This window comes from Microbacterium proteolyticum (genome assembly GCF_030818075.1).
Taxonomy (GTDB): Bacteria; Actinomycetota; Actinomycetes; order Actinomycetales; family Microbacteriaceae; genus Microbacterium; species Microbacterium proteolyticum_A.
The window spans coordinates 1,314,464-1,330,680 of sequence record NZ_JAUSZZ010000001.1 but is presented as its reverse complement, the minus strand read 5'-3'; the positions used below and the strand labels follow the sequence as shown (position 1 = coordinate 1,330,680).

Annotated in this window: 8 protein-coding genes; 3 read left to right on the top strand and 5 right to left on the bottom strand. The window is 72.2% G+C overall.

The annotated features are described in order from the left end of the window. The first annotated feature begins 38 nt into the window (after positions 1 to 38). Positions 39 to 1,580, top strand: a complete 1,542-nt coding sequence (locus QE392_RS06095) for a molybdopterin-dependent oxidoreductase (RefSeq protein ID WP_307449471.1) — start codon at positions 39 to 41, stop codon at positions 1,578 to 1,580. Positions 1,581 to 1,802: 222 nt separating this feature from the next. On the opposite strand, the gene rocD is transcribed toward QE392_RS06095, so the two are convergent. After that, positions 1,803 to 3,020 (bottom strand): ornithine--oxo-acid transaminase, encoded by a 1,218-nt coding sequence (rocD, locus tag QE392_RS06090; RefSeq protein ID WP_307449467.1) that lies wholly within the window; start codon positions 3,018 to 3,020, stop codon positions 1,803 to 1,805. Continuing rightward, positions 3,017 to 3,901 (bottom strand): dimethylargininase, encoded by an 885-nt coding sequence (gene ddaH / locus QE392_RS06085; RefSeq protein ID WP_307449465.1) that lies wholly within the window; start codon positions 3,899 to 3,901, stop codon positions 3,017 to 3,019. The genes rocD and ddaH overlap by 4 nt, the downstream gene beginning before the upstream one ends. A 516-nt stretch (positions 3,902 to 4,417) precedes the next feature. Between ddaH and QE392_RS06080 the strand changes: the two genes are divergently transcribed. Continuing rightward, complete coding sequence (locus QE392_RS06080; RefSeq protein ID WP_307449463.1) at positions 4,418 to 5,317, top strand: hypothetical protein; 900 nt, start codon at positions 4,418 to 4,420, stop codon at positions 5,315 to 5,317. 32 nt (positions 5,318 to 5,349) lie between these two features. Here QE392_RS06080 and arfA read toward each other — a convergent pair whose 3' ends face one another. Then, the gene (gene arfA, locus QE392_RS06075) at positions 5,350 to 6,861 is read right to left on the bottom strand and encodes an arabinosylfuranosidase ArfA (protein ID WP_307449462.1); all 1,512 of its coding nucleotides are present in this window, start codon (positions 6,859 to 6,861) and stop codon (positions 5,350 to 5,352) included. A 254-nt stretch (positions 6,862 to 7,115) separates the two neighbouring features. Next, entirely contained in the window at positions 7,116 to 10,898 is a 3,783-nt protein-coding gene (locus QE392_RS06070; RefSeq protein ID WP_307449461.1) for an aldehyde dehydrogenase family protein, read from the bottom strand. Positions 10,899 to 11,101: 203 nt separating this feature from the next. On the opposite strand from QE392_RS06070, the gene QE392_RS06065 reads away from it, so the two are divergent. Beyond that, the gene (locus QE392_RS06065; RefSeq protein WP_307449459.1) at positions 11,102 to 12,244 is read left to right on the top strand and encodes a S1 family peptidase; all 1,143 of its coding nucleotides are present in this window, start codon (positions 11,102 to 11,104) and stop codon (positions 12,242 to 12,244) included. A 153-nt stretch (positions 12,245 to 12,397) separates the two neighbouring features. Here the strand turns inward: QE392_RS06065 and QE392_RS06060 are convergent, their stop codons facing one another. Beyond that, entirely contained in the window at positions 12,398 to 16,078 is a 3,681-nt protein-coding gene (locus QE392_RS06060) for a DUF5979 domain-containing protein (RefSeq protein ID WP_307449457.1), read from the bottom strand. Positions 16,079 to 16,217 lie beyond the last annotated feature (139 nt).

Sequence of the window (16,217 nt, the reverse complement as noted above, 5' to 3'; positions counted from 1 at the left end):
CCGCGCCGATGAGGTCGGGCCTCCCTAGGCTCCCGATCGTGACCACCCTGACTTCTCACACGAGCGGCGTTCCCGCCGCCGTCGCCGCCATCGGGGCGACCGTGCTCGGTGCGGGAGTCGGAGAACTCGTCGCCGCGATCGTCGCACCCTCGACGAGTCCCTTCGCCGTCATCGGCGGCGGCATGATCGACATCGCTCCCGCGTGGGCGAAGGACCTCGCGATCAGCCTCTTCGGGACCGGGGACAAGGCCGCGCTGCTCGTCGGCATCGCGGTGCTGCTCCTGGCGGTGGCGGGCGCGGCCGGAGTGCTCGAACGACGCCGGCCGCCGTGGGGCCGGGTGGTGCTCGGCGCGCTCGGGGTGGTCGGCGCCCTCGCCGCGATGACCCGCGCCGACGCGGGCACTCTCTCACCCGTTCCGTCGTTGGTCGCCGGCGTCGTCGCCGCCGGGGTGAGCACCGTGCTGATCCGACGCCTCGGTCGGTCGGCGACCGCCGGGCGGCCGCCCGAGGACGGGCCCACCCGCCGAAGCGTCCTCGCCCTCTCGGGCGTCGCGGTCGCCGCCGGAGCGCTCGCGGCGCTCGGGGCGGTGGCGATGAGCGGCGGCGCCCGCGCCGTCAGCGCCGTGCGCACCGCGCTGCGCCTGCCGACGCCGGCGACGACGACGCCGGTCCCCGCCGCCGCCGAGCTCGGCATCGACGGGCTCTCCCCCGTCATCACCCCCTCCGCCGACTTCTACCGCATCGACACCGCTCTCGTCGTGCCGCAGGTCGACCCGGCGACCTGGAGCCTGCGCGTGCACGGTCTCGTGGAGCAGGAAGTCGTGCTGCGCTGGGACGACCTCGTCGCGCTCCCGCAGCAGGAAACGGTCGTGACCCTCGTGTGCGTGTCCAACGGCGTCGGCGGCGACCTGGTCGGCACCGCCCGCTGGCTCGGCGTCCCCCTTCGCGACATCCTCGCGCGGGCCCGGCCCACCGCGGAGGCCGACATGGTGCTCTCGCGCTCCATCGACGGGTTCACGGCGTCCTCACCCCTGGAAGCACTGACCGACGACCGCGCTGCGCTGCTGGCCATCGGGATGAACGGCGAACCGCTGCCCATCGAGCACGGCTTCCCCGTGCGCATGGTCGTGCCCGGGCTGTACGGCTACGTCTCGGCCACCAAGTGGGTGACCGAGCTCGAGGTCACGCGCTTCGACCGCGCCGAGGGGTACTGGACGCCTCGCGGCTGGTCCGAGCGCGGGCCGGTCAAACTCGCGTCGCGGATCGACGTGCCGCGCGCCGGCTCCCGGATCGCCGCCGGCGAGGCGGTCATCGCGGGCGTGGCCTGGCAGACGCACGTCGGCGTCTCGGGCGTCGAGGTGCAGGTCGACGACGGCCCGTGGCAGTCCGCGACCCTCGCGAGCGCCATCTCGGCCGACACCTGGGTGCAGTGGAGCCTGCCGTGGAACGCGACAGCCGGCGACCACACCATCCGCTGCCGCGCCCTCTCCGCCGACGGCGAGACGCAGACCGAGACCCGCACCCCGCCCGCGCCCGACGGCGCGACGGGCTGGCAGGAGGCACGCATTACCGTCACCTGATCACGCGTGAGCGTCACCGTCACCCGATCACGCGTGAGGGGTCAATTTTTGTCGCCGAGGAAGCCTCGGAAGCGACAGAAAATGACCCCTCACGCGCCGTCGTGCGTCGGGCGCGCAGCGCGGGGCGCGCCGGGCGGCGAGCGCGTCGGGCGCACGCGCGCCGGGCGTCGGGCGCGGGCGCGAGCGCGCGCCGGGCGGCGCGAGCGCAGGCGCGGGGGCGCGTCAGGCGGCCAGCACGTGCTTCAGCTGCTCCACGGCCCAGTCCAGCTCCGTGGCGCGGATCGTCAGGGGCGGAGCGATGCGGATCGTCTGGCCGTGCGTGTCTTTCACGAGCACACCGCGGGCGAGGAGCTTCTCAGCGATCTCGCGACCCGTGCCGTACGCGGGGTCGATGTCGACGCCCGCCCACAGACCGGCGATGCGCACCCCGGTCACACCGTGACCGATGAGCGCACGCAGCGCCGGCTCCAGATGGGCGCCCAGGGCCTGAGCCCGGGTCTGGAACTCCCCGGATGCCAGCATCTCGACCACCCGCAGGCCCACGGCCGCAGCCAGCGGGTTGCCGCCGAAGGTCGAGCCGTGCTCACCCGCGTGGATGACACCGAGCACGTCCTCGTTCGCCACGACAGCCGACAGGGGCAGGATGCCGCCGCCGAGGGCCTTACCGAGGAGGTAGACGTCGGGGACGACACCCTCGCGGTCGCACGCGAACGTCTCGCCCACGCGGCCGAGGCCCGACTGGATCTCGTCGGCGATGAACAGCACGTTGTTTTCGGTGCAGATCTCCCGCACCCGGCGGAGGAACCCCTCGGGCGGGAGCACGACGCCGGCCTCGCCCTGGATGGGCTCGAGCAGCACCGCGGCGGTGTTCTCGTCGATCGCCGCGGCGATGGCATCCGCGTCGCCATACGGGACGTGCACGAACCCGGGTGCGTACGGACCGAAATCGTCGTGCGCGACCGGGTCGTCGCTGAAGCCGACGATGGTCGTCGTGCGTCCGTGGAAGTTGCCGTTCGCAACGATGATGGTCGCGGCATCCGGAGCAATGCCCTTCGTGCGGTAGCCCCACGCGCGCGCGACTTTGACGCCGGTCTCGACGGCCTCGGCACCGGTGTTCATGGGCAGCACGAGATCTTTGCCGCAGAGCTGTGCCAGCGCGGTGGCGAAGGGTCCGAGACGGTCGTTGTGGTACGCACGGCTCGTGAGCGTGAGGCGCTCGAGCTGCTCGCGGGCCGCGGCGAGGATCGCGGGGTGACCGTGACCGAAGTTCAGCGCCGAGTAGGCCGACAGCAGATCGAGGTAGCGCTTGCCCTCGACGTCGGTGACCCAGACGCCCTCGGCGCGCGAGACGACGACGGGCAGCGGGTGGTAGTTGTGCGCGAGGTGCACGCCCTCGTCGGCGATCAGACGGGCGCCGAGGTCGTCGACGACGGTGCTCATCGGGAACCGCCGCGCAGTTCGAGCGTGCAGCACTTGATGCCGCCGCCGCCGAGCAGCAGCTCCGACAGGTCGACCATCACTGGGGTGTAGCCGCGCTCGCGCAGCTGCGCCTCGAACCCGACGGCGCGCGGGGAGATGATGACGTTCTTGCCGTCGCTGGCCGAGTTGAGGCCGAACACCGAGCCGTCGGCATCCGAGACGCGGATGGCATCGGGGTAGCGCTCGCGCAGGATGGCCTGGCTCCGCTCGTCGAACGCGTTGGGCAGGTAGGCGATGTTCGCCTTCTCGACGCCGCCAGGCCCCTCGACGGGGTCGAGCACCGCGATGGCGGTGTCGAGGTGGTAGAAGCGCGGGTCGGTCAAGGTCAGCGAGACGACCTCGCGCGAGAACACCTCGCCCACCTCGCGGTGGCTGTCGCCGGTCGAGCGGAAGCCCGTGCCGGCCAGGATCGTGTCGCCCACGAGCAGGAAGTCGCCCTCGCCCTCGTTGACCTCGGCGGGCTCGGCCACCTCGAAGCCGTTCGCGGCGAACCAGTCGATGAACGCGGGGGCCTCGGCCGCGCGCTCGCGGAAGCGGAACTTCGGACCGTACGCGACGCCGTCGATGACGAAGCCGCCGTTGGCGGTGTAGACCATGTCGGGCAGCCCCTCGACGTGGTCGATGAGCTCGATCTCGTGGCCGAGCTCCTTGTACGTGTCGTACAGGGACTGCCACTGCTTCAGGGCGAGGTCGGTGTCGGTGGGGCGCGAGGGCTCCATCCACGGGTTGATGCTGTAGCTGACCGTGAAGTGGTCGGGGCGACACATCAGGTATCGACGGTGCTGCTGGACGCGCTCGACCGTCTCGGTTTCGACGGCGGCGGCGGCGGGGGTAGCGGACATCTCTGCTCCTCGGAGAAAAGGTGCGGCGGACGCTGTCCTGGGGCCCGGTGGCCCTTCGAACCCGTCAGTGTCTGAACACCGCGCGGGGAAAGGTCGGTCCGAGCACGCCGGGATCATTCTCGCACGGCGGTGCGTGACGGCGCGAACGCGGCGCGCACGCGGAATGCGGCGGGATCTCGGTCCGGCCGACGCATGCTCAGCAACCGGCTCGACCTCCGACCCGCCGCGAAGGATGCCGGCTGAGGCCGCGGGCGTGTTCCCCCTGCACGCGAACGAGAAGGTGCACGCCGTGTCGTGCGAGGCGGTGCCGGCGAACACCGCGCACGTGATCGACGTGGGCGCCCCGCCCTCCCCGCATTCCCCGGATGCCGAGGGCGGGCGTTCCGTGCCATCGGAAACGGCGTGGGCGACCATCAACACGATCGCCCCGCCCGCTTGCCGCGCATCTCGCTCCGGCGCTACTTTCAGTGTGCGTCGCCCCTCTGCGACGAAGGGGGCAGGCATATGGTCACACCCGTGATGCTGCTGACCGTATCGTGCCTGGTCGCAACCGGCGTCCTCCTGCTCGTGGGCCTGTTCCTGGTCGGCCGCGACGGACCGACCGCCCATTCCTTGCAGTACGCCGCCATCGCCGGCGTCGCCGAGGTCAGCGCCTCGGCGATGTACCTCGTCTGGGTCAACGTCGGAGGCTCCCCGTCGTTCGCGGCCGCGAGCGCCCTCATGGTGCTCGGCCCGGCCATCATCCCCCTCGCCTTCCGCGCCCAGCGCCCGACGACCGCCAACCTGTGGTGCACGCTCATCGCCGCCTCCGGTGTCGTCGCGGTCGCCGCGACGTCGCTTCTCCTTCCCGAGCGCCCCGCGGTCACCGCACGGGTGATCGCCTTCGCCGTGGTCGGCACGTGCGGCGCGGTTGCGGCCGCGACGTCGCGTGAGGCGCACCGCGTATCGATCCGCGTGCTCGCCGGCTCGCTCGCCGTCTTCGCGGTCTACTCCGCTACGCGCGGGGCGATCCTCGCCGTCGCCGGCCGCGACGCGGCGACGGGCGGACCCTTCTCCGACACGGGTGCCGTCCTGTTCGGCGCCGTCGTCGTTGTCGTGGCCACGGGCGCCACCTCGGCGTACTGGCTGGCAGTCCGTCGCGAGACCCTGCTCGCCGCTGCGCGATCGGCGGCGATGCTCGTGGTCGTTCCCGACCGGAGTCCGGGCGAGCGAGGACGGCTGCCGAGATTCCGCGAGTTGGTCGACGACGTCCGCGAAGCCGCGGCCGCGGTCGACACCGGCGCCGTCGCGGTGTTCGGCGGAGCGGGGCTGTCTCGGACGGACGCGGCATCCACGCTGAAAGACAGCCTGCGCATCGATCACGGCTGGACCGAGGAGGAGATCGCCCTGCTGGAACAGACCCCCGTCATGCGCTGAGTCGTTGCCGACCGCGCCGGTCCGCCGCGCTCTCAGCGCCGCTGCAGCGCAACGGCCGCCCAGGCGACCGGCGGCAGGGTGAGATGCAGGATGCCGTCTTCCACCCGGGTCGGGACGGTCGACGGTCGCACGCGCTCGGGGTCGTCGAGGGTGTTGCAGGCCGACGGATCCTCGTCCTGCAGCAGGTGCGTCTCCACGACCTCGACGCCGCCCAGGCTGCGCAGATCGATCACGAGGTCCACGGGCTCGGTCCGTCCGCGATGCACCACGAAGATAGCACTCGCCCCGGTGTCCGCGTCGTGCGTGGCCACGGCATCCACGACCGCCACCTCCCCGTGCGCCGCCGTAGCGATCGTGGGGACCTCGATGGGCACCCGCACGGCCACGCCCCGCGCGAGGCGCGACGTGATCGCGAACGGGAAGAACGTGGTCTGGCGCCAGGCCGGTCCCGCCGGCTCGGTCATGATCGGCGCGATCACGTTGACCAGCTGCGCCAGAGACGCGGATGCCACCCGGTCGGCGTGCTTCACGAGCGAGATGAGCAGACTGCCGAACACGACGGCATCCAGAACCGAGTACACGTCTTCGAGCAGACGCGGGGCGACGGGCCAGTCGTCGATCGCGGTGGGCTTCACGGATGCCACCCGGTCGATGTACCAGACGTTCCACTCGTCGAACGAGATGTCGATGCGCTTGCTGGACCCGCGTGCCGCGCCCACGTGGTCGGCCGTGTGGACGACGGCCTCGATGAAGCGATCCATGTCGACCGCGGAGGCGAGGAAGGAGTCGGCGTCGCCGTCGTGCTCCTGGTAGTAGGCGTGGCACGAGATCATGTCGACGTCGTCGTACGTGTGTTGGAGCACGACGCGCTCCCACTCGCCGAAGGTCGGCATGTTCGCACCCGACGAGCCGCAGACGACGAGCTCGATCGACGGGTCCAGTTGCCGCATGCCCTTCGCGGTGCGCGCAGCGAGCTTCCCGTAGTCGTCGGCCGAGCGGTGGCCGAGCTGCCACGGCCCGTCCATCTCGTTGCCGAGACACCAGACGCGCACGTCGAACGGCGCCGTGCGGCCGTTGTCGACGCGCCGCTGCGACAGCGTCGAGCCGCCGGGCACGTTGGCGTATTCGAGCAGGTCGATCGCTTCGAGCGTGCCCCGTGTGCCGAGGTTGACGGCGAGCATGAGATCGCTGCCGGCCTTGTCGAGCCAGTCGGCGAACTCGTGCAGGCCCACTTCGTTGGTCTCGGTCGAATGCCAGGCCAGGTCGAGGCGGCGGGGGCGCTGGTCGCGCGGACCGACGCTGTCCTCCCAGCGGAAACCCGAGACGAAGTTGCCGCCGGGGTAGCGGATCATCGACACGCCGAGCTCGCGCACGAGCTCGAGCACATCGGCACGGAAGCCCTGCTCGTCGGCCGCGGGGTGGCCGGGTTCGTAGATGCCGTCGTAGACGTGGCGACCGAGGTGCTCGACGAACCCGCCGAACAGGCGGCGGCGCACGGGGCCGATGGCGAATCGGGGGTCGACGGTGAGTCGGGCAACGGTCATCGGTGCTCCTTTTCGCTCGACCGTACCCGTCCCGGGCGTTCTCGTTAAACGTTTTCGAAACCCCGCGCCGCGCCGTCGCCGCCCGTGCCCGACACCGAAGCCTCGCCCGACGCCGAAGCCGCTCGCCGAGGGCGCTCGCCGAAGCTGAAGCCGCTCGCCGACACCGCATCCGACCGGCGGCGGGGCACTCCGTCCTCCGGACGAGCGCACGGCCTCCGCGGATGCCGGCCGCGAGCGACCGGCGGCCCGCCCGATCAGATGACGGCGGCGGACCAGTGGTCGGGGCGCCCGTAGCGGTGGGCGGCGATCGACACCGCCTGCTCGCGCAGGAACGGCAGCAGCTCGAGGCGACCGGCGGTCGTGACCTCGTTGCCGTACACGGTGAGCGACACGTCGGACCCCACCGTCTCGGCGACCGCCGCGCGGAGCGTCGTGAGCGTGTCGGCCGACCCCACCAGACGCACGCGATCCGGTCGCGCGGTCACGAGGGGGGCCTCATCCCCGGCGGCATCCGGGATGCCGCCCGCCAGCCGCTGCAGCCACTCCGCATCACTCTCGACCGAGACGGCCACGTTCGCCTCGCCGAGGAGGTGGCGCACCGGCGCGGGAAGCCCGACCGGCGTGCTCAACGTGAACGTCGACCCCGACCGAACGGCCGCCACGAGAACGCGCAGCACCGCCTGCCAGGACGCATCGCCCGTCGCGCGCACGGCGACGTCGGCGGGACGGTAGCGCCGGAGATTGCGCTCGACGCCGAGCCGCGACACATCGGTGACGCGACCGAACTCGCGGTCCCACGCCACGGCATCGGACAGGGCGCCGCGGCGCAGCCACTCGAACGCCTCGTACGACAGGGTGGGCTGAGCCGCCTCGATCAGCGCCGTGATCCGGCTGTCGAGCCCGCGCAGGTGCAACGTCGTCGACGACGCCCCTCCCGCCGAGGGTCGCCACGAGCCGAGCGTCACGAGCCGGTGGGGTCCGCCCGACATCGCGCCGGCACCGACCGACGCCTCTCCCCAGCCGCCGAGCGGCTCGCGCTGCACGGCACCGCCGGTCGACGGGCGGTTCACCCGCAGGACCGCCGCCTCGACGGTGTCGAGCCACAGGTCGAGGTCGCTCGCATCGCGCGTGTGCAGGCCCGCGACGAAGCCGGAGCCGATCGCCTTCTGCAGCTCGATCGCTCGGGCGAGCGTGGGGGCGGTCAGGATGCCGAGCACCGGGGCGGCGACCGCGGCCCGGGTGAGGTGCGAACCGGCGGTCACGCCCGTGCGCACGCCCGGTGACCAGAAACGGCCGGCGGTGTCGGGGCCGAGGTCGAGTTCGCGGGGTTCGACGAGCCATCGCTCCCCCTCCGCGAGCACGGTGAGGGCCCGGCGCACCTCGCCCGCCGGTTCTTCGACCAGCGGCCCGACGTCCGACAGCGGGTCGTCGGCCGGTCCCACGCGCAGCGATGTGACGGCGTCGGCGAGCTGCTCGAGGAACGATGTCGACCGCCCCACCGCCCCCACGAGGATGATGAGGGACACGGCCGTGGCGGCCTGCCCGGCGCGCGCGAATGCTCCGGCGACGATGTCGGCGACGGCGGCATCGAGGTCGGCGGAAGGCGCGACGATGGCGGCGTTGCGTCCGGCGGTGAGCGCCTGCAGCTCGAGAGCGGGGCGCCAGCCCGCGAAGCGTTCAGCGGTGGTGCGCGCACCCGCGAGCAGGACGCGGTCGACACCAGGATGCACGAGGAGCGCGCGGCCCGAGACCTCCTCGTTCAGGTCGACGTAGACGAGCAGGTCCCGCGGAACGCCCGCCGCCCACAGCGCCTCGGCCACAACGGCACCCGCCCGTCGTGCACGCGGAGACGGCGTCAGCAGCACCCCCGACCCCGCGGCGAGGGCCGCCAGGGCCTCGGCCGCGCACAGGCCCACCCCGGCGTTCCAGCGCGGGGCGACGACGCTCACACGGTCGGGCACGAAGACGGCACCCGGCACCCGGTCGAGCTCCTTCGCGGTCGCGGCGTAGTACGCAGCCGCATCCACCGCCTGGCTCACCTCCGCGTCGGCCTCGGGAAGAAGCGCCCCGCCCTCCGCGGCGAGCACCTCCACCAGCTCGGCGCGCCGCGCGGCGAGGCTCTGCGCTGCGCCGGCGAGCACGACGGCCCGGTCTGCCGCGGCGAGAGCGCCCCACGGCTCCGCCGCCTCCCGGACGCGCCGGACCGCGGCGTCGAGTCCCGCCTCGTCGTCGATGCGCCCGGCTGCAGCCGTCGCCTCTCCCGCTGTCGAGTCGCCGACGCGCCGGAGCACCTCGGCGGCCCACGCCCGATCCTCCGCGACCGTGGGGTCGGTGTCGGCGACGTTGCGGAAGCCGGGGACACCCCCCGCCGGCTCCGCTGTCTCGCGGGTCGAGAACACCGCCGTGTCGACGAACGCCTGCCCGCCGAACAGCATCTGCTGCACGTCGGGCCCCAGGGCGGACGTATCGGTGGATGCCGCGGCCTCGCGCGCGATGCCGAGCACCGCCTGGGTCAGTTCCGGGTCGACCGTGTCATCGCCTGCACGGTCGCGCAGGATCGCCGGTTCGCCTGTGCCGCCGCGATGGCGACCGCGCACGGCGGGCGCGGGCTCACGGGCGGCGGCGAGCGCTCGCCGCGCGCGCGCCGTCACCGCCACCGTCTCGGGCTGCTCGCCGGCTCCGAGGTCGCCGCCGGTGTCGTCGGTGTCGTCGGTGTCGTCGGTGTGGTCGGTGTGGTCGGTGTCGTCGCCGGCACCGCCGGTCTCGGCATCCCCCGGCTCGCCTGCGCCCGCCGGCACGGCGAGGAGGGCGGGGGCGGCGGCGACCGCCGCGGCGTAATCGGAGACGAGGCGGGCGGCGACGGCATCCAGATCGTCGGGATGCACCACGGCCGTGGCTGTGACGTGCGCGGCATCCGGAGCCCAGGGCGTCGCGCGCGGAAGTATCAGCCGCACCGGGGCATCGGCCTCTTCCGCCAGCACGACAGCGAGCGCCGCCCGTTCGGGGTCGGCCGTGGCGATCTCGAGCGCCATGCCCTCGATCCCGCGCGGGGTGACGGCTTCGCGGACCGTACGTACGAGGCCCGCGTCCATGTCGTCGCGGGACGTCGCCGCAGGAGGCGCCCATCCGTGATGCGCCGCCTCCACGACGTCCGTGGTGTCGACGGGCTCGTCGCTCACGCGGAGGGTCACGCGGGCGCCCCCTTGCGCGACGCGCACGCGAGCCCACGCGGCGAGTTCGCGGACGGCATCGAGGGTCTCGGGCACCGACACGGGCAGGGCGATCCCGGCGGAGACGGTCGTCAGGCGCGGCTCCTCGAGCACGCGGGTGAGCACCGCCACCGTGGCATCCAGGTCGTCACGACCGGTCGCGACGAGGGTCACGTGCGTTCCCGCCGCAGCGGCAGCCAGGAAGACCGGCAGCACGCGCTCGGCGGCGTTGTCCACTTCGGCGGAGAACGCCCACCCGCGGCGCCGCGCCACCACGTCGGAGAGCGAGAACGAGACGAGGTCGACATCCTCGCGGGAGACGAGGGAGCGGATGCCGTCGACGCGGCGCCTCGCCGACGTCTCGCCGAGGATCGCGGGACCGACCAGCCGCAGGTCGAACACCGTCGCGTGCTCGGCGGCGGCGGCGAGGTCGACGCCCAGCCGGTCGGGACGGGCGTCGAGGGCGAGCAGGCCGACCAGCTCGCGCAGCGCGCGGCGGGCGATCGGCACCGCCGGCGTCGGCAGCACCGGGGCGACCGCGGCACCGATCTGCAAGGCGCCGCGCACGAACCACGGCAGCGCCGCCGGCGCGTCGGCGGCGAGACGGTGCAGCGCGGCGGCCGCCGCCGTCACGCTCTCGGGACGCACCACGGAGTCGGTCACGCGAGCGAAGAACGACGCGGCATCCGGGTCACGCGGAAGCGCTCCGCGGCGCGACCCGGCCAGGACGTCGGCGCGCGGAGCGAACGTGCGCACCGTCTCGGCGACCCGCGAAACCGGGTCGGAGGAGAGCGCGGAACCGGTGGCGCGAGGGTCGTTCGGGCTCATGCCCGTCAGCCTAAGCACCCCGCGCGCCGTGCCTCGGCGGCCCGCCGCACGATTCGAGGATCAGTGCGCAGGGAGGAGCCGTGTTTGTCCCCCGAATGGCCGACACTTTTTGTACTCGCACCAGGAATTCGGAGGAATTTCTTCGCTTTCCGTCTGCCCCGTGTTTATATGTCCCCGGGTACCCCGCCATTTATCCCCCCTGGATGGAAGGTCACTCCAACGTGAACCGTTTCTCGAAGACGGTCGTCGGCGCTGCCGCCCTCGGCCTGTTCTTGACCACCGCTGCCGCCGCTCCCGCGCTGGCGCAGACCCCGACATCGTCCCCGGACGCGGCCGTCGACGGCGTCGACGCGCAGCTGCTCGAGGCGATGGCGACCGACCTCGGCACCGACGTCTCGGGCGCCGAAGAGGTCTTGCGTTTCCAGGCCGACGCGGTCGCGACGGCCGACGGTGTCGCCGACGCCACCGGCGACGCCTTCGCCGGCACCTGGCTCGACGAGTCGACACGCACCGTGTACGCCGCGGCGACCACCGACGCGGCCCTGGATGCGGCCGCCGAGGCGGGCGCTGTGCCGGTGGCGGTCGATCACCCGCTCGCCGACCTCGAGGCCATCGCCGCGCAGATCGCCGCGAGCGCCGTTCCCGACGCGATCCCCTCCTGGTGGATCGACATCGCCGCGAACGACGTCGTCGTCGACGTCGTCGCCGGCGGTGAGCAGTCGGCGAGCGAGTTCGTCGCCTCGCTCGGCGCCCCCGCCGACGCCGTGCGCCTGCAGACCGGCGTGGAGGCCCCCGACACGTTCGCGACCATCCGCGGTGGCATGTCGTACCTCATCAACAACTCCAGCCGCTGCTCCGTCGGCTTCGCCGTGCAGGGCGGCTTCGTCACCGCCGGCCACTGCGGCGTGACCGGTGACAGCACCACCTACGGCACCTTCCGCGGGTCGTCCTTCCCCGGTAACGACTACGCCTGGGTCGCCACCCCCAACCACACCCCGGTGGGCGAGGTCATGAACTACTCCGGCGGCGCCGTCGCCGTGAAGGGCTCGACTCAGGCCGCCGTCGGCGCGACCGTCTGCCGCTCGGGCTCGACGACCGGATGGCACTGCGGCCGGATCCAGGGATACAACTCCACGGTGCGCTACCCGCAGGGCACGGTCTCGGGCCTCATCCGCACCAGCGTGTGCGCCGAGCCCGGTGACTCCGGCGGCTCGCTGCTCGCCGGAAACCAGGCGCAGGGTGTCACCTCCGGCGGCTCGGGCGACTGCACGTCGGGCGGCACGACCTATTTCCAGCCGGTGAACGAGATCCTGCAGACCTACGGCTTGCGTCTCCTCACCAGCTGACGCACCTCCCCCCGGGTGCACGAAGCCCCGGCCGCCCGTGAGGGCGGTCGGGGCTTCATCATGGCCGCGGAAGCGGCCGAGTGGGTGCCCGGCCGCCCATGAGGGCGGTCGGGGCGTCGTCACGGCGGCGGGAGCGGCGCTCTCCTCAGGGGGTCAGCCGCGACGCTGTCGTCGGCGGACGACGATGAACGCCGCACCCGCGAGGAGCAGGGCGACACCCATCGCCCCGCCGACCGGGCCACCCGTCCCCGTGAGAGCGAGGACCCCGCCGAAGGGAGCCGTGGCGGACCCCGCGAGCGTGAAGGCGTTGACCACGCGGACGAACCCGTCATCGCCGACCACGGTGACGGAGCCGTCGGTCACGTCGCCCGTCGAATCGGTGATCTGCACACGGGCTCCCACCGGCTGCGCGGCCTCCCGAGTGACGCACACCGCTCCCGGCGTGACGGTGATCCGACGGTTCTCACCGGCACGCAGGCGGTATGAACGGTCGGCATCGGCCAGCGGGTACGGGACTCCGTTGACGGTGCACTCGGTCGCGAAGGAGTAGGGTCCGGCGGGACCGCCGCCGGTGACCTCCTTCGACACGACGAACGAGGCCGCCTCGAAAGTATTCGTCGCGGTGATCATCAGCTCTTGCGGCGCGTCATCCACGCCCCTGGTGACGATGGCGCCGTCGGCGAAAGAACCGTGGTCGACGGTGGATTTCGCGGCGTACCCGCGATCAGTCTCGACGGCGAAGCAGCGTGCACCCAGCGGCAAGACCAACGGCACACCGTTCACCTCCACGGTGCGACGCGCGCTCGCCGGAACGTTCACCACGCCGGAGAACAGCGTGACGATGGTTCCGCCATCGTCGAGCTGGCACGTGACATCCAGCGCGTACTCCCGAGCGGTCGCCGCGACCAGCGACGCACCCGGACCGTCCACCGCCTTCGCCACCGTGAGCGTGGCCGCGCTGAACCGGTTGGTCAGATCGGCCGTCACGGTCTGATCCTCGACAATCCTGATGGCCACGGGAGCCGGCATCTGATCCGCTCCCCCTGCGTCGGTTTCAGTGACGATGCAGTCGCTGCCCACGGGGATGCCCGTGTACGGCGCGCTGGTGAGTACCTTGACGCCGCCCTGACGGTCGAGCCGGAGTCGCTCGTCGAGCACGGTCCGTCCCGCCAGGGTGCATCGGATGGTGAACCGGAACGCGTCGGCGGCGAATTCGTCGACCCCGGCACCCGCCAGCGTCTTGCGCACCGTCAGCGATCCGACCGGGTGGAGGCGGACGCACGCCGGGCTCGGTTCGGTCGCGAGCGTCTGATCGGTCGACGAGGCCACCGAGTTGCACGCGACCTGACCGGCCTGACCCGCCGAGAGGTCGACGGTGAAGTCGAGGGTGAAGGCGGCGGAGGGTGCCAACGAACCCGCATACGTGGCGCGAACGGCTCGAGCACCGGCAGGCGGGACGGTCGCGGACCAATCGTTGACGCAGGATGCCGCCGTCGCCACCTGCGGACGACAGGGATTGGTGGACGCGGAGTAGGCGATGGTGACACCGGCCGGCGCCACGAGGGGCGTGCGCAGAATCGCGTCGACCTGCGAGCCGCGGTCGACGCCGGCCAGCGCGGCCGAGGTGCCCTTGTCGCCCGCGTACGGGAGGACGTCGTAAACGACGAGGCCCGACACCGCGGTGTTGCCTTCGTTGGAGGCCCGGATGCGGAAGTCGGCAGCGGTCGCGCCGGGCGAGAGCATCGCGGGAGCCGTGCGGGGATCGGCGGCATAGCTTCCGTCAGTCCGTTGTGCGGACTTCACCACGGCCACATAGAAGCTGTCGCCGACGGCGACGGAGTCAGTGGTGTCAGCGAGGTATTCGGTCGTGTCGCCGTCGCCGTCGACGTCATCGGCGTCGGGGTGCCCCCACGGCGGCGCCCCCGCGGAGATGCTCGCCGGACCGAGCGTCAGCGCGGAATCGCCGCCGAACAACCCGAAGGTGTTCTGCCCGCTCGGCGCCGCCGCGTTGGCGGAAGCGGAGAAGTCCACCTGAACCCGCGAGCCACCGGTCAGGGCGACGGAAGACGGCCACGTGAGAGTGGTGCACGTCTTGCCCGCGGTGGCGAAGGGTGCGCCGGCGGTGAAGCCGGCGGAGGCGGCGTCGACCGCCTGGAACGACGCCGGATCGATCGTCCAGCCGGCGGGAACGCAGACCGTCATCTGGGGGTGCAGCGCGGCCGCCGTCCCGTCACCCTGTACGGCGGCGTGGAAACGAACGACCTGCCCGGCGGCGACCGCCCCGCCGAGGGCGTCGTGCGAGAGCAGATTGCCGACCCACACCATCGGTACGGCCGCGGTCTGGCGCCACGTGGGGCAGACGGGACCGGGTGTCTGATCGGCGACTCCGCCCGCGAAGGAGAGCCGTGCGCTCGCGCAATTCTCGAAGGTTCGACCGATGTCGGCGGTCGTCGTCGCCTTGATGGTCACCACGACCAGTCTGCTAACCCCCGGCGCAATGGCCGCCGTATCGGTGATACGGAAGCTCGCCAGCCGGGTGCCGGCGGGGAGCGCCGACGTGTGGAACGTGGAGGGGAGCGCCGCGGTCCCCGTCGAACCGTCCGATGCCGTCCACTCGAAGGTTCCCTGGGACGCCGCATCGAAGGTGATGCTGTCGACCTCGTTCGGTTGCGCGGGATCTGTGATCTGCGCGGTCGTCACCGGCACGGTCGAGGAGGCGTCGTTGCCGTAGGACAATCTCCAACCGGTGTAGTTCGGGTAGGTGAACGAGTCCCCGGGGTTGCCCCTCTCCAATCCCTTGGAGAAGACGCCCTGAGCGCGGGCCTGGAAGGACTGGAGCTGGTGCTGCGTCGACCCCTGCACTCGGAGCGGGGAGCCGTCGACGTACGTTCCGACCGCCTCGGCGGTGTTCGTGATCGTGACCGGCGGCGTCCCCGACGGCGCAGCGGAGGCGGGCCAGCGCACGGTGACGCGCATGCCCGTGGGATACGCGCCCCCGTCGATGTGACCGCATTGGGCGCGCTCGTGGATGCTGGAGAACGTTGCGGTGACCGTGTTCGTCGCTGCGTTGAAGGTGGGCGCCGGAATGGTGTCGTTGGAGGTGTACGCGGACGCGGAGACGAACTGCGCCCCCGGCGGAAGGGTGTCCGAGAGGGTGAAGTCGTGCAGACGGAGGCCACCCGCAGGACTCGACGAGTTGACGGCGCACGCGCCGCTGAGAGAGGGATCGCCCCGGAGCCAGACGTCGTAGGAGAAGTCGGGCCCTCCGGCGTACGCCGGATACCCGGTGACGGGGTGCTTGTCGATCGAGTACGACATCCTCTGCGCCGTGAGCGTGACGTTTCGTGTGACATCCGGAGGAGACGCGACATTCGAACCGGACGCGTGACCGGTCATATCGAGGACGGTCCCGTCGAGCGTCGTCCAGTTCCGGGTGCTGAAAGTGACGGGGAAGGTCTGGGCGAAGCCGACCGGCAAAGGCGCTTGGAAGTCGATCCTCGCCCCGCCGGGGGTCGGGGTCAGGGTGGCGGCGATCCCCACGGGCGAGGTCCAGCTCGCATAGGCGGCCTGCCCTCCGCCGACGAGCTGACTCGACAAGTCGATCGAGACGTTCTGACACGCGGCGGTTCCCGAGCACTGGATCGCCAACAGGTAGCTGACCGAGGTGCCGCTCGGCACCGTCGACACGGGTACGGGAGGGGAGGACTGATCGGTCGTCGTCATGGAGTAGGTGAGCACGGGATCGACCGCCTGCGCGGGCAGAGCGGGACCGAGCAGCAGGGCGGCGACGGTCACCAGGATCGCGGGGACGGCAGTGCGGCGCCGTAGGTTCATCGGGCATCCTCCAGGCATGCGGGCACCGGGTACGCCCGCCGTGAGTCGGGATAGTCTCCTCCCACCGATCGCGCGCGCGGGGACTCATCGCCGAGGGCGTCAACTTGGGGCCACATGACGTGCCGGAAATGCCCGGGGA

What these genes read in the sequence shown, in the direction of transcription:
- rocD (WP_307449467.1), bottom strand. Translation starts at nt 3,020, where the DNA reads ATGAGCACCGTCGTCGACGACCTCGGCGCCCGTCTGATCGCCGACGAG.
- ddaH (WP_307449465.1), bottom strand. Translation starts at nt 3,901, where the DNA reads ATGTCCGCTACCCCCGCCGCCGCCGCCGTCGAAACCGAGACGGTCGAG.
- arfA (WP_307449462.1), bottom strand. Translation starts at nt 6,861, where the DNA reads ATGACCGTTGCCCGACTCACCGTCGACCCCCGATTCGCCATCGGCCCC.
- QE392_RS06070 (WP_307449461.1), bottom strand. Translation starts at nt 10,898, where the DNA reads ATGAGCCCGAACGACCCTCGCGCCACCGGTTCCGCGCTCTCCTCCGAC.
- QE392_RS06065 (WP_307449459.1), top strand. Translation starts at nt 11,102, where the DNA reads ATGGAAGGTCACTCCAACGTGAACCGTTTCTCGAAGACGGTCGTCGGC.
- QE392_RS06060 (WP_307449457.1), bottom strand. Translation starts at nt 16,078, where the DNA reads ATGAACCTACGGCGCCGCACTGCCGTCCCCGCGATCCTGGTGACCGTC.